Annotated in this window: 7 protein-coding genes; all 7 read right to left on the bottom strand. The window is 71.5% G+C overall.

The features are described 5' to 3' along the window. Positions 1-7: 7 nt before the first annotated feature. The gene (locus ABD705_RS14170; protein ID WP_344784703.1) at positions 8-5,998 is read right to left on the bottom strand and encodes an Ig-like domain-containing protein; all 5,991 of its coding nucleotides are present in this window, start codon (positions 5,996-5,998) and stop codon (positions 8-10) included. 1 nt (position 5,999) lies between these two features. After that, positions 6,000-7,130, bottom strand: a complete 1,131-nt coding sequence (locus ABD705_RS14165; protein WP_344784701.1) for a serine/threonine-protein kinase — start codon at positions 7,128-7,130, stop codon at positions 6,000-6,002. Between the two features lie 106 nt (positions 7,131-7,236). After that, the gene (locus ABD705_RS14160) at positions 7,237-7,881 is read right to left on the bottom strand and encodes a spermidine/putrescine ABC transporter substrate-binding protein (protein WP_344784699.1); all 645 of its coding nucleotides are present in this window, start codon (positions 7,879-7,881) and stop codon (positions 7,237-7,239) included. Between the two features lie 74 nt (positions 7,882-7,955). After that, entirely contained in the window at positions 7,956-8,465 is a 510-nt protein-coding gene (locus ABD705_RS14155; RefSeq protein WP_344784697.1) for a hypothetical protein, read from the bottom strand. 3 nt (positions 8,466-8,468) lie between these two features. After that, complete coding sequence (locus tag ABD705_RS14150; protein WP_344784695.1) at positions 8,469-9,458, bottom strand: ABC transporter; 990 nt, start codon at positions 9,456-9,458, stop codon at positions 8,469-8,471. Positions 9,459-9,547: 89 nt separating this feature from the next. After that, positions 9,548-10,159, bottom strand: coding sequence for a hypothetical protein (locus ABD705_RS14145; protein WP_344784693.1), 612 nt, complete (start codon positions 10,157-10,159; stop codon positions 9,548-9,550). A gap of 241 nt (positions 10,160-10,400) precedes the next feature. Further along, the gene (rpoC, locus tag ABD705_RS14140) at positions 10,401-14,276 is read right to left on the bottom strand and encodes a DNA-directed RNA polymerase subunit beta' (protein WP_344784691.1); all 3,876 of its coding nucleotides are present in this window, start codon (positions 14,274-14,276) and stop codon (positions 10,401-10,403) included. Between the last annotated feature and the right edge of the window lie 21 nt (positions 14,277-14,297).

The raw sequence follows: 14,297 nt of genomic DNA, 5'->3' as shown, positions 1-14,297 counted from the left end.
GCGGATGTCAGTTTCCCGGCGCGGCCGGGGTGGATGTCGGGGTCGGGGTCGGGGTGGATTCGGGTGGCAGATTGGGGTCGCACTGGTCGAAGTCGAACGACTGCGTGCCCGCGTCCAGGCCCCACTTGCCCCACGCCAGCTGCGCCGTGCCGGTCACCCGCACGGTGCCGACGGGCACGTTGGCGTCGGGGGCGGGCAGCTCCTTGCCGCTCGCGTCGTAGTAGGTCACGTGCGAGGTGGGTGGCCGCGTCGCCCCGTTGCCGCTGAATTGGGCGACGACACCGAGCGGGCTGCCGCCGGTGCACACGTTCACGACGGCACGCGCCCACACCTGGTACGGCGCACTGTCGGACGCCGCCGTGACCGGCGCATGCGTGCCCTGGAACGGGCCCCACTGGTACCAGACCTCCAGCGGGGTCTGCGAGTCGGTGCCCGGGTCGCGATCGAACACGGGTGAGGGGTAGCCCGACATCTGCACCGTCGCACCGGCCGGCGGGTCGTCGGTCGTGCTGGTCGGCTGCTGCTGGATGCGCCACTCCAGTCGGTCGCCGGCGACCAGCGGGCTCGCCCCGACGCGGAAGGTGTAGCCGGTCGGGGCCAGGCGCGACGAGCCCAGTTGCACGAGCACGGTCTGCGTCGCCGACGCCGAGCCGAACACCTCGCCGTCCAGCCAGGACTGCGCGCACAGCTGATACTGCACGGTCTGCCCGGCCGTCTCGGTGAAGGTCTGCGTGATCGAGGTCGCCGTGCCGACGTCCGATGGCCGGCACCGGTCGCCGTCACGGGCGAGCCCCAGGCGCAGCAGCGACCCGTAGCCGCCGAGGTCGGCACGGCCGGTCACCGTGACGGTCGCGGTGCCGTCGCCGTTGGAGGCCTGAGTCACCGACAGTGCCGGGTTCAGCGGCGCGCCGATGCCGTTGGCCGAGATCGTGCGCGCCTGCCCGCTGGTCGACCCGTCGAACCCCGGGGGCAGGGCGAACCGCGAGTACGGCGTGACCGTCAGCGACGACGGAGAGTTCGTCCCGATGCGGTAGGAGTCGACGGTGACGGATGTCGCACCCCGGCGCACCGGGACATCCACGGTGTCGCCGACCTCGCTGGTCACGCGCACACCCGCCGTCTGCTCGGGGTCGATGCCGTCGACCCGCACCGACACGATGCCGCCTTCGCCGGAGGTGACCTGCGGTGCGGCGGTGACCTGGCCCGGCTGCGGCGGGGCGTCGTACGCCCACGCGAGGGTCGCGGCGGCGGTGTGCGACTCGCCGACGGCGTTGACCGCGACGGCCTCGTAGCGGCGCTGCTGCCCGTTGGGCGCGGCGATGGCGGGGCAGGTGCCGTCGGGGGCGCACCGCGCGACGACGGCGCCCTGGTAGCGGACGATGAATCCGGACAGCGCCGGGTAGGCCCCCCGGGCGTCGCCCGGGTCGACGCGCAGCGTGATCTGCCCGTCGCCGTAGCCGGACTGCACGAGTGCGGCCGGGGCGTGCGGATAGCCCTGCAGATCGAGCAGCACCTGGCCGTCGCGTGCGCCGGCGGTCTGCCGGCCCTGCGCGTCCTGCACCGAGTAGACGGCCGTGCAGGTCTGGCCGGGGGCGTCGGCAGCCCAGGCCGCCCGCACCTGCGCGGCATCGGCGACCGTGAAGGTGACGCCCGTGCAGGCTCCGGCCGGCTGCACCGAGACGAGGCGCAGCGGTGTGCCCGGCAGCGGGTTGATCTCGCCGGACGCGCCGATCACACCGATCGTGCAGGACGATCCGGATGCCTGTGAGCACGACTGCGCGACGGTGCCGGCGCGCGGCAGCGCGCTGGGCGCGGGACCCACCCGCAGGATCAGTCGGGCCGGTGCCACGCCGGGGTGGCTGCTGACCCCGATCACGGCGACGTCGTCGGCACCGACGGTCGCGGCATCCGTCCCCGTCACGGTGAGCAGGTCGCCCTTCTTCGTCACGGTGAAATCGCGGCCCTGATAGGTCATCGTGTAGACGAGGTGATCCCAATCGGCGCGCCCCTGCCACGTGGTCATCGTCTTCAGGTCGTAGTCGACCGAGGCACCCGGGCCGACCGTGATCGACGCGGACTGCAGCACCGGCACCGGGTCGAGCGCCGTGATCGTGATCGGCACCGACAGGTAGGTCCACTCCGCCTGCCCCGCCAGGCGCACCGGCACGACGCACGCGTCGGTCCAGGGCGCCCCCTCGCCCGCCGCATAGCGCACCCGGGTGCCCTCGGCCCGGGCGCAGTCGGCATGGGCCCTGGCCCCGGATGCGCTGATCGGGGCGCCCACCTCGAGGGTCGCGGCGCTGGGCATGCTGACGATGTCGGCCATGTCCCACGTCACCGACTGCTTCTCGGTGACCTGCTGGGGCGTGACCGGGGCGCGCAGCGCCAGGGTGATGTCGTGCTCGCCCGGAATGCGCAGGAAGCCGTAGGAGGTGACGGACTGGCCCGAGGCGCCCGTGCCGGTCAGCGCGAACGGGATGATGCGGGTGCGTTCGGGCAGCGGGCCCGACAGTCGGGTGCCGCTGACGCTCACCCCGGCCGGTGCGCCCCACAGCGTCAGCGTCAGGTCGGCGACGTCGCCGCCGGTCCACGCGACCTTGCCCGCGACCACGTCGACCCCGTCCGGAAAGCGCTCCCGGGTCTGCGCAGTCAGCACGGTGTCGGCGATCACCGGATAATCCGGCACCGCTTCGCGCACGACCTTGACCACGATGAGTCCCCGCGCGGTGTTGCCGGTGCTGCTGGTCACGTCGTACAGGAACGACATCGTGCCCGGCGCGGTGCCCGCCCTGATCTCGACCTGGCCGCCGCCCACCGCCCCGACCAGGCCGCTGAGCCTGGTGTACTCGGGATTGGCGGTGCCGTCGGGCAGCGTGGCGACCGTGTCGGGCTGCACTGCGGTCAGGGTCAGCCGGCCGCCGGTGGGATCGACGTCGTTGGCCAGCGGGCTCACCCGCACCGAGTTGCCGACGCCGACGCGCAGCTGCACATAGTCGGTGAAGGTCACGGGACTCGGGTTGGCCTGCTCATCGAGCACCCCCACCCGGACCGTACCGGTGCCGGTGGCGCCGAACGCGTCGGCGACCCGATAGCTGAACGAGACCTGGCCGTGGAAGCCGGGCACGCTGGTGTAGACGATCGACTCGCCGTCCGCCGAGATCGTCGCCGAGCCGCTGGCCGGCTGGGTGAGGATGCGATCGAGCGCAACGTCGTCGCCGTCCGGGTCGACGCCGAAGGAGCGGAACGGGATGTCGGTGGTCTGCCCGGTCAGCACGCGCCCGGTCAGGTTCCGCGGGCGCGGCGGACGGTTGGACTCGTCGGAGATGACGGTGATGCGCACCACCGCGGTGTCGGCCAGCGAAGGCGCGCCCGCCGCATACACCGAGTACTCCACGCGGTAGTCACCGGGCTGGGTCGGGGCGAGGTAGCGCAGCACCCGCCCGGATCCGAATGCCAGCGCAGCCCGCGACGACGAGCGCACCGAGGCCGGGTTCAGGGTGATCGCCCCACCCGAGGTGGACACGTCGTTGTCGAGCACCGGGATGTCGACCTGCGCGCCGGCACGCACCACGACGGTGTCATCCACCGCGATCGGCGCGAGGTCTTCGGCCGGGGGCAGCAGATACACGGTGGCCTGGCCGCGCACCCGCGCCCCGGCGTCGTCGGTGCCGTCCGAGACGGTGTAGTCGATGGTCCCCAGCCGGCCGGCCGCACCGCTTGCCGTGCTGCCCGAGATGCGCAGATAGTTCTGGCCGACGACATCCACCGACATCGACGCGCCGGCGGTGGGATGCGGCGCGACGTCGCTGAGCAGCAGCACCCGGCGGGTGGGATTGTCCACCGCCGCGAACACGTCGAGGGTGACATCCTGCTGCGGGTGCACGAAGGCGACCACCCCCGCGGTGGCCAGCTGTGCGGGGGCGTCCTTCGGCAGCACCGTGATGCGCGCGGTGGCCGAGGCGTCGCTGGAGCCGTCGGTGACGGTGAAGGCGACCCGGTAGACGCCCGGCGTGGACGTGCTGAAGTCGAAGGTGGTGCCGCCGGAGCCGGCCACCGCCTCGGCCCCGGCCTCATCGAGCACTCGCACCGACGACAGCGCGAGCCGCCCCTGGGTGCCGGTGACGTGCGGGCCGACATCGACGGTCAGACCGCCTCCCACCGTCTCGACGACGGTGAACGAGGTCGCCGTCAGCTTGGGGGCGGGCGTGATGCGCACCGACAACGACCGGGTCGTGACGGCGCCGGCGGTGTCGCCGACCGTCACCTGCAGCTGCGCGATCTGCGGCTGGGTGATCGATGCATCCGGATGCTGGTAGACGACCGCGCCGGACGGGGTGGATGCCACCGCCCCGATGCCGCTGGTGTCCACCGCCGACAACAGCATCAGCGGATCGCCGTCGGGGTCGACCCAGCCGTCGAGCACCGGGATGGTCACCGTGCCGCCGGGTGCCACCTGCGGCGCGGGCCAGGTGGCCAGGCACCTGTCGACGCCGCACCACACCGGCGGATGGTTGACTCCGGGCGGCGTGACGGTCAGCGTGACGGTGGTCGGTATGGAGTACAGCCCGTCGGCGGCCGTGCCGTCGGTGACCCGATAGTGCAGCGTGGCCGAGCCCTGCGCATCGGCGGCGACGTGCACGGCCAGGCGCTGGCCGCTGTCGGTCACCGACACCGTGCCGAACGCCGGGTCCAGTCCGCCGACGCTGCCGGGGTCGATGCTGAGCACGTCGGCGTTGGGGTCGTGGTCGTTCAGCAGCACCGGCAGGCCGGCAAGGCCGCCGGCGCGCACGCCGAACGCGTCGGGTTCGGCGACCGGCGGCTTCGGGTCGATGACCACCGGCGCGACCTCGTCGCTGGCGGCGGTCTGCGGGGCCGTGCGGTCCTCGAGCGTCCAGTCCTGGCTGGAGGGCAGCAGCGCGGCGGTGTGCGCGTTCCACACCCAGCCGCTGCGGGTCTCGTTCAGGATGAGGCCGGCGCCGGTGCCGGCGAACACCGGGCGCCGGTCGTCGCCGAGGCCGGCCGTGCCGAACGGCAGGTCGTGGCTGCCGGTGTCCGAGCGCCAGAGGGTGCCGGCATCCCGGCCCAGCCACGCCGCGTAGACCACGCCGCCGTCCACGACCGGGCGGGCGGGCGTGCCCAGGTCGGCGTCCGTGCCGCCGGTGACGCGCCCCGGCGCCGAGCCGTCCGCCGGCAGCTTGATCAGGCCGGTGTCGTCGGCGATCCAGGCGGCGTCGCCGCCCGAGAGCGCGGCACCGTAGGCGAGCGTGCCGACCAGCGGCAGGGCGCGCGTGGCGTCGTGGGCCGAGCTCCACAGCCTGCCGGTGTCCTCGTCGACCAGGAACCAGACGTCGCGCACTGCGGTCAGCCCCACGCGAGGGCTGGTGGGGCCGCCTTGGACGCGGTCGCGGCCGAGCACCCGCCCGTCGGTGATCCGGTAGCGCACCACCGCTCCCGCCGCCGCGGAGTAGGCGAAGACCGTGCCCGCATCGTCGAGGGCGATCGCCTGGGCGCTGAACTGCGGCGCATCGGGCTGGGCGTCGTCGGGGTTCAGCTGCACCGGCGCACCGCCGTCCAGAGTGCCGGCGAACACGGCACCCGAGTCGGTGCGGTAGGCGACGAAGTCGCCCGCCACCACGGCACTGACGGTGCCCGCCGGTGTGGACGGGGACTCCCGCAGCGTCTGGTCGTCGAGGTCGGCGGGCATCGCCTCGTCGATTCGGGTGAGCTTGCCGTAGCTCTGCGAGAACAGGTACGCGCCGCCGGCCGTCTGCGCGACCGCCGAGGGGTTGGCGACGCTGCGCACGGTGTCCAGCTCGCCGATGGCGGTGTTCACGCGCGCATAGTGCCGCCCCGCACCGGTCTGCAGCGCCCACACCGAGCTGCTCTCGGGCGGCGTCGTGCGCGAGTCCAGGCCGGGCCATGCCACGCTGACGGCGATGAGGGATGCCGCAGCCGCCAGCCCCGCGACCAGCACGACGATGCGCGACCGACGCCGCATGTCAGAACGCGCTCCCCGAGAGCACGGCCCACGCGACCAGCGCCGCGGCCGACGCCGCCACGGCGGCGGCGATCATCCACGGCCAGAGCCGACGGGCCGGTGCCAGCGTGGGCGCGGAGATGTCGGTGTCTTCGTCGCGGGCCACCAGTGCGGCGTGCACCGGGATGTGCCGGGATGAGGAGTACGGCACCGAACTGATCTGCGGGCCGCGGACGGCGACGTCGGCGAAGTCCACCGCCTGGTCGCCGGGCGCCCACTCCGCCGCGGTGACCTCCAGCGGGGTGGGCGGGAAGCCGATCTCGCGCTGCGCGTCACGCAGTCCCTGCGCGAACGCGAGCGCGTTGGGGTGGCGCGACTGCGGGTCCCGCGCCATCGCGATGGCCAGCACGCGCTGCACCGGCACCGGCACTTCGGCGCGATCCATCGCCGGGAAGGCCGCACGCAGGATGCGCCGCCGTAGCCGCTCGCGGGAGTTCTCCCCCGGCTCGGTGCGCTCGAACGGGCTGTGCCCGGCCAGCAGCGAGTACACCGTCGCCCCCAGGCTCCACACCTCGCTGGCGACGGTTCCGGCGGTCTGCTCGGCGACGACCTCGGGGGCGCTCCAGGGCACGCTCATCGCGAGCACCTCGTCGCCGCCGCGCGATGCCAGCGACGAAGCGATGCCGAAGTCGGCCAGGACCGGCGACCCGAACGCCGTGACGAGGATGTTGCTGGGCTTGATGTCGCGGTGCACCAGCCCCGCCCGATGCGCGGTCTCCAGCGCGCTGGCCATCTTGACGCCGATGGTGAGCACCTCGTCCAGCGGCATCCGCTCGTGCCGGTAGCGCTGCGCGAGCGAATCCGGGCAGTACTCCATCACGATGTAGGGGCGGCCGTCGGCGGAGATGCCCGCCTGGTAGACGGTGACGATCGACGGGTGCGCCGACAGGTGCGCGAGCACGTCGGCCTCGGAATTGAACATGCGCAGCAGTTCGGGCTCGTGCACGCCGGCCGGCAGCACCTTCACCGCCACCTGCCGGCGCGGCAGGTCCTGCGCATAGAGGAACACGTCGGCGAAGCCGCCGGATCCGAGCGGGCGGATGAAGGACAGTCCCGGCAGGATCGGGGGCGGCGAAGGAAGGCGCTTGCCCATCGCCACCCCCCGGCAGTCTGCGCGCCCGACATCGTGCCATACCGCGGTGCGCGCAGACGGCGGCCAGGCCCGGCAATCGTAGCAAATCGGGCTGGTGGCGCCGTCCTCACTCGGTGGCGTCGAAGGGCGAGTCCAGCGAGCGGGTGAGCTCGTCCAGCAATGCGGTCACCTGTGGTTCGACGAACTCGCTGACACCGGCCTGGATGCGCAGCCGGTGGCCGAGCAGGATCGTGCAGACCTCCCGGCCGATCATGTTGGCGTATTCATCGGCCAGTCCGACCTCCTGGCGCAACGCGGCTTTGGCCTCGTCGGACAGCGGCGGCAGCGGCGGCACGACGGCTGCGGCCTCGTCGGCCATCCCGCCCAGCGTGAACAGGAAGGGCGCTCCCGGCTGCGGTTCGGGGTCCAGCGGCATCCCCTCGAATTCCGGGTCCAGACCCTCGGTGGGCCGATAGCTGCGCGCGCGATTGCGCTCGGTCTGCTGGTCGAGCTCGCCCTGCAGCATCGGCAGGTTGCGCGACGTGTATTCGGCGACGGCGTGATCGACGATCGTCTTGATGCGGGTGGACAGCCCGTGCGCGACGCCGTGCGGCACATCGGTGCCGAGCCCCGCCGCCGACAGCACCGGCGAACCCAGGCACCGGCGGCACACCGCGACGCGGCCGCGATGGGTGGCCGGCTCCCACCGCGGCAGCCAGCGCAGCCAGGCGTCGACCGCCTGGGCGACCTGGCCCTCCAGCGAACGCTCCACGTGGTCCACCGTAACGCGCGAGAACCGCGTGATGGCGTGTCATGGCCGGTTCAGCGGCGCAATGCTGCACGCATTCACGGGGAATCGTCGCGCTCCCACGGCCACCGCGGCCGCCCGGCCCGAGTGCGCACCAGCGCGATGCCGCCCCAGGCCGACACCAGTGCGGCGCCGGCGACCAGCGGCGCGAAGCCCGCGGTGATCAGGCGCCCGGCGACCGCGATGGCCACGATGAAGTCACCGGTGGGCACCAGCCCGCCGATGCCGACCACGACCACGTAGACCAGAAAGCACACCGCAGCAGTGCGCAGGGCGCCCCAATACGACGGGCTCGGCCGGCGCACCGACGACCACAGTGAGACGGCGAACGCGACTCCGGCCAGGAACACGCCGGCCGCCGCCGCCAGCGAACCGTAGTCCGGGACCGCGATGATGTCCTCGTTCGTGATGAGGGTGATCACCCCGAGCCCCCCGATGACCAGCGCGCCGAACAGGATCGTGGCGAACACCAGCGCGATGCCGGGCCGGACCGAGCCCCCCGATGCATTCGGCGTGGGTGCGCCCGGTCCGCCCGGTGCCGGTGCCATGGCTCAGCGGGCCAGCTGCGGCCCGGCTTCGAGAGTGCGCTCGTACTCGCGGCGGGCCGCCACGTTCAGCTCAGACATGCGCCGGCCGCGGGCGGCAGCCCACGCACCGAACCAGATGGTCAGCTCGCGGCCGATCACGAACGCGGCGATGGCCAGCGGTGCGAACAGCTGGCCATCGACGATGTGCCTGCCCTCTTCGGCGCTGACCAGCCAGAACGGGGCCTCGAACAGCTGCCCGAGCAGGTGCCCGCCGTAGGCGGCCAGCCCCACCAGCAGTCCGAAGATCACCCAGCCGGCCCAGCGGCCGCGGTTGACGATGGCGCCCAGCAGCCAGAACGCGATGAAGAAGACGACGGTGGGCACCCACAGCCCCCAGGTGCCCAGCGCACCGACCAGCCAGCCGCCGATGCCGGCCGAGGTGATGTCACCGTTCACGAGGCCGATCACCACCCCCGCGGCGAGATACAGGATGCCGAAGCAGATCGCGGCGATGACGCCGATCCCGGCCGCTGCGGCTCGGTTGCCTCGCGGGCGCGGCTCTTCGGGGGCTTGCACGAAGATCGGCTGCTGCGCGGCCGACGCATAGCCCGTCTCAGCAGTCGCCGCCGCGGCGGCTGGCCCTCCGGCTGTGGGAGCGTAGTCGGTCTCGGCCGCGGGCGGCGTGTACGCCTCCGTCGCGGGCGCGGCATAGGTCTCCGTCGCGGGCGCGGCATAGGTCTCGGCCACGGGCGCCGCGTACGTCGGGCCCGCCGGCTCTGCCGCCGGTGCCGCGTCCGCGGCGGCGGGCTCCGCCGGCGCGTCATCGGAGTGCTCAGCGCTCTGCTGCTCGGCCGACGCGTCGGCATCGGATGAATTCTGGGCGGGATCGTCGACGGCGCCCCGCCCGGCGGCCTCGGCCTCGGCGAGCCCCTCGTGGGCCTGGCCGACGACATCGTCGACCGACCGCTGCTCGTCGTCTGTCGGCTCGCCCATGGGTGCCTGGGGATCACTCATCACAGGACTCCTCACACGGGGACGGTCCCCACCGTTGAAGGCTACTGCCCGGTGCGGGTGGGATCACGCAGGCGTGCCGACGTGTGTCGTCATGACCACAGTCGGCCGATCAGCGCGTCGGTGTAATGCTCGGGATGCCAGCCCGTCTCGGTGGTCGACAGCCAGACCCTGCCGCGGATGACATCCTCCTCGCGGGTGCCGGCAGTCGTCTTCGCGCACCGGATGCCGTCACCCGACGCCGTGCAGTCGAAACCCTGACTGGCAAGGCCCGCCCGTGCGATCGGGGCGGTGGCGGCATCCACTTTCGCCAGCGTCGTGCGGATCATGCTGCCGTCGCGCTGGCGCCAGGTGCACGTCATCTGCACATCGGGGCGCAGTGCATCGCGCACCGAGACCGCCGTCGTGACCGGCCCGTCCTGCGACTGGTCGAGCACGACGTGCGGCTGCCAGCTCAGCTGCACCCACAGACCGTCCGGGTACAGCGAGCGGCAGTCGTCGGTCAGCGCCGTGCCGATGGTCTCGGCAGAGCCCGAGTCGGCTGCATCGGAGGGGCTCTGCGCGCTCCCCGAGCGCAGCAGGTCGCCGACGAACTGCGTCGCCGCGGGCACTCCGGGCGCGGCCAGCCACACCAGGCCGCCGACCACGCCCAGGCAGATCAGGCCGACCGGCCACGCGATCCATCCCCTGCGTCCCGCCAGCATCCGTCACACCTCCCGCCGCGGGCCCGCACATCCGGGCCACGGCATCCACGCTAGGCGCCTCGCCCGGCATCCGCCGATCGACTCGCCCGGGCCGCTGCCCGGCGGTCGGCGGCCGTTACCGGAACGTCACCGATCAGCGCTGCGCGCGCCGCATCGCCGGCGTCCTGCCGCAGGTCCCTCAGACAGCACGATGGCCTCCGGCATGCGCCGAAGGCCATCGTGTGCTGTCAGATCAGGGCACTCAGTTGTAAGTGCCGGGGGTGTAGTCGTCCGTCGAGAAGCTGTCGAAGTCGACGTAGCTCAGGTCGGTGTCGCTGTAGGTGCCGTCCGAAGCGAAGATGCGGTTGGGGTACCGCTCGCTCTTGGCCTCTTCGGTCGCCTCGACCGTGACGTTGCGGTACTTCGCAAGTCCCGTACCGGCCGGGATCAGCTTTCCGATGATCACGTTCTCCTTCAGGCCCACCAGCGGGTCGCTCTTGCCCTCCATCGCCGCCTGGGTCAGCACCCGGGTCGTCTCCTGGAACGACGCGGCCGACAGCCACGACTCGGTCGCCAGGGACGCCTTGGTGATACCCATCAGCTCCGGCCGGCCCGAGGCGGGGCGCTTGCCCTCGCCCACGGCGGCGCGGTTCATGTCGATGAAGCGACGCGAGTCCACCAGCTCACCGGGAAGCAGCGCGGTGTCGCCGTGGTCGACCACGGTGACCTTGCGCAGCATCTGGCGCACGATGACCTCGATGTGCTTGTCGTGGATCGGCACACCCTGGGAGCGGTATACGCCCTGCACGCCGCCGACGAGGTACTTCTGCACCTCGCGGGCGCCCTGCACGCGCATGATCTCCTTCGGGTCGAGCGTGCCCACCTGCACCGGCTGGCCGACGCTCACGTGCTGGCCGTCCTCGACCAGCAGCGTGGCGCGCTTGAGCACCGGGTAGATGTGCGGCTCGTCGCCGTTGTCGGGGGTCAGGATGACCTTGCGGCTCTTCTCGGTCTCGTCGATCGTGATGCGTCCATCGGACTCGGCGATCGGCGAGGCGCCCTTCGGGGTGCGGGCCTCGAACAGCTCCTGCACGCGGGGCAGACCCTGCGTGATGTCATCCGCCGACGCGGACCCACCGGTGTGGAAGGTGCGCATGGTCAGCTGGGTGCCGGGCTCGCCGATCGACTGGGCGGCGATGATGCCGACCGCCTCGCCGATGTCGACGATCTTGCCGGTGGCCAGCGAGCGCCCGTAGCAGTGCGCGCAGACCCCGACCGCCGACTCGCAGGTGAGCACGGAGCGCACCTTGATCGTGGACACGCCTGCTTCCACGAGCCGGTTGATCAGGATGTCACCGACATCCTGACCGGCGCTCGCGAGCACCTCGCCCTTGGCGTCTGTGACGTCCGCGGCCAGCGTCCGGGCGAACACCGAGTTCTCGACGTTCGCGTCGCGCACCAGCTCGCCGGTGGCGCCGGGTGCGGCGATCGTGAACTCCAGGCCCTTGGCCGTGCCGCAGTCGTCCTCGCGGATGATGACGTCCTGCGAGACATCCACGAGGCGACGGGTCAGGTAGCCCGAGTCCGCCGTGCGCAGCGCGGTGTCGGCCAGACCCTTGCGGGCACCGTGGGTGGCGATGAAGTACTCGGCCACGCTCAGTCCCTCGCGGTACGAGGAGATGATCGGGCGCGGGATGATCTCGCCCTTCGGGTTGTTCACGAGGCCGCGCATACCGGCGATGTTGCGGATCTGCAGCCAGTTGCCTCGGGCGCCCGAGCTGACCATCCGGTTGATGGTGTTGTCGGCCGGGAAGTTGTCCCGCATCGCCTTCTGCACCTCGTCGGTGGCCTCGGTCCAGATCTTGATGAGCTCCTGCCGACGCTCGGCGTCGGTGGTCAGACCCTTCTCGTACTGGGCGGTGACCTTGGCGGCCTGCTGCTCGTACTTCGACACGATCTCGGCCTTGTTCGGCGGCGTCAAGACGTCGCTCAGTGCCACCGTGACGCCCGAACGGGTCGCCCAGTAGAAGCCGGCGTCCTTGATCGCGTCCAGCGCGATCGCGACGGTGACCTTCGGGTATTCCTCGGCCAGCTTGTTCACGATCTGGCTGAGCTTGCCCTTGTCGGCCTGCTCGCGCACGAACGGGTAGCCCTTGGGCAGCGTGTCGTTGAAGATCGCCTGACCCAGGGACGCGTCCACCAGGCCGTGCCTCTCGTAGCCCTCGGGAGCCTCGCCCTCGAGGAAGGTCAGCCCCGGGATGCGGATGCGCACCTTCGCCTGCAGATCGAGGGTCCCCTCGTCGCGGGCCAGGATGGCCTCGCCGACCGAGCCGAACACGCGACCCTCGCCGGCTGCACCCTCCTTGAGCGTGGTCAGGTGGTGCAGACCGATGATCATGTCCTGGCTGGGCAGGGTCACCGGACGGCCGTCCGACGGCTTCAGGATGTTGTTGGAGGCGAGCATCAGGATGCGGGCCTCGGCCTGCGCCTCGACCGACAGCGGCAGGTGCACGGCCATCTGGTCGCCGTCGAAGTCCGCGTTGAAGGCCGCGCACACCAGCGGGTGCAGCTGGATGGCCTTGCCCTCGACCAGCAGCGGCTCGAAGGCCTGGATGCCCAGGCGGTGCAGCGTGGGTGCGCGGTTGAGCAGCACCGGACGCTCGCGGATGATCTCCTCCAGCACGTCCCACACCTCGGGACGGGTGCGCTCGACGGCGCGCTTGGCCGCCTTGATGTTCTGCGAGTGACCGAGGTCGATCAGACGCTTGATCACGAACGGCTTGAACAGCTCCAGCGCCATCTGCTTGGGCAGACCGCACTGGTGCAGGCGCAGCGTCGGGCCGACGATGATCACCGAACGACCGGAGTAGTCCACGCGCTTGCCGAGCAGGTTCTGGCGGAACCGACCCTGCTTGCCTTTGAGCATGTCGGACAGGCTCTTCAGCGCGCGGTTGCCGGTGCCGGTGACCGGACGCCCGCGGCGGCCGTTGTCGAACAGTGCGTCGACGGCCTCCTGCAGCATCCGCTTCTCGTTGTTCACGATGATCTCGGGGGCGCCGAGGTCGATCAGGCGACGCAGCCGGTTGTTGCGGTTGATGACGCGACGGTACAGGTCGTTCAGGTCGCTGGTGGCGAACCGGCCGCCGTCCAGCTGCACCATCGGGCGCAGCTCCGGCGGGATGACCGGCACGACGTCCAGGACCATGGCCGCCGGGCTCATGCCGGTGGACAGGAACGAGTTGACGACCTTCAGGCGCTTGATCGCGCGGATCTTGCGCTGGCCCTTGCCCTCGGCGATCTGCAGGTGCAGGTTCTCGGACTCGGTGGCCAGGTCGAACGCCTGCAGGCGGCGCTGGATCGACTCCGCGCCCATGTAGGCCTCGAAGTACTGGCCGAAGCGGTCCTGCAGCTCGTGGAAGACGTCGTCCTCGGGCTTGAGGGCGCCCACGGCCAGAGTGCGGAAGTCCTCCCAGACGCGCTCGAGCTTGGCGATCTGCTCGTCCGCGTGCTTGCGGATCGAGGACATCTCCTTCTCGGCGGCGTCCTTGGTCTTCTTCTTCTGGTCGGCCTTGGCACCCTCCGCCTCCAGTGCGGCGAGGTCCTCCTCCAGCTGTGCGAGCCGGGCGGCCACGCGTGCGTCGCGGCGGTCGCCGATGGTCTTCATCTCGAGCTTGAGGTTGTTCTCGTGCGTCGGGAGGTCACGGTGACGTGCCTCCTCGTCGACCGAGATGACCATGTACGCGGCGAAGTAGATGACCTTCTCGAGGTCCTTCGGCGCCATGTCCAGCAGGTAGCCCAGGCGCGAGGGAACACCCTTGAAGTACCAGATGTGGGTGACCGGGGCGGCCAGCTCGATGTGGCCCATCCGCTCGCGGCGGACGGAGCTCTTGGTGACCTCCACGCCGCAGCGCTCGCAGACGATGCCCTTGAAGCGGACGCGCTTGTACTTGCCGCACGCGCACTCCCAGTCGCGGGAGGGTCCGAAGATCTGCTCGCCGAACAGACCGTCCTTCTCGGGCTTGAGGGTGCGGTAGTTGATGGTCTCGGGCTTCTTGACCTCACCGTAGGACCAACGACGGATGTCGTCGGCGGTGGCCAGGCCAATACGAAGCTGATCGAAAGTGGTTGATTCGAGCACTGATTCTCCTGTGTCGGAATT

It is taken from the genome of Microbacterium kribbense, assembly GCF_039537285.1.
Taxonomy (GTDB): Bacteria; Actinomycetota; Actinomycetes; order Actinomycetales; family Microbacteriaceae; genus Microbacterium; species Microbacterium kribbense.
Note: the sequence above shows the minus strand (reverse complement) of the source record. Positions and strands in the feature narration are given on the sequence as shown.

Bases quoted from the DNA above. Each gene is read 5' to 3' on its own strand.
- ABD705_RS14170 (WP_344784703.1), bottom strand. From the start codon at position 5,998: ATGCGGCGTCGGTCGCGCATCGTCGTGCTGGTCGCGGGGCTGGCGGCT.
- ABD705_RS14165 (WP_344784701.1), bottom strand. From the start codon at position 7,130: ATGGGCAAGCGCCTTCCTTCGCCGCCCCCGATCCTGCCGGGACTGTCC.
- ABD705_RS14155 (WP_344784697.1), bottom strand. From the start codon at position 8,465: ATGGCACCGGCACCGGGCGGACCGGGCGCACCCACGCCGAATGCATCG.
- ABD705_RS14150 (WP_344784695.1), bottom strand. From the start codon at position 9,458: ATGAGTGATCCCCAGGCACCCATGGGCGAGCCGACAGACGACGAGCAG.
- ABD705_RS14145 (WP_344784693.1), bottom strand. From the start codon at position 10,159: ATGCTGGCGGGACGCAGGGGATGGATCGCGTGGCCGGTCGGCCTGATC.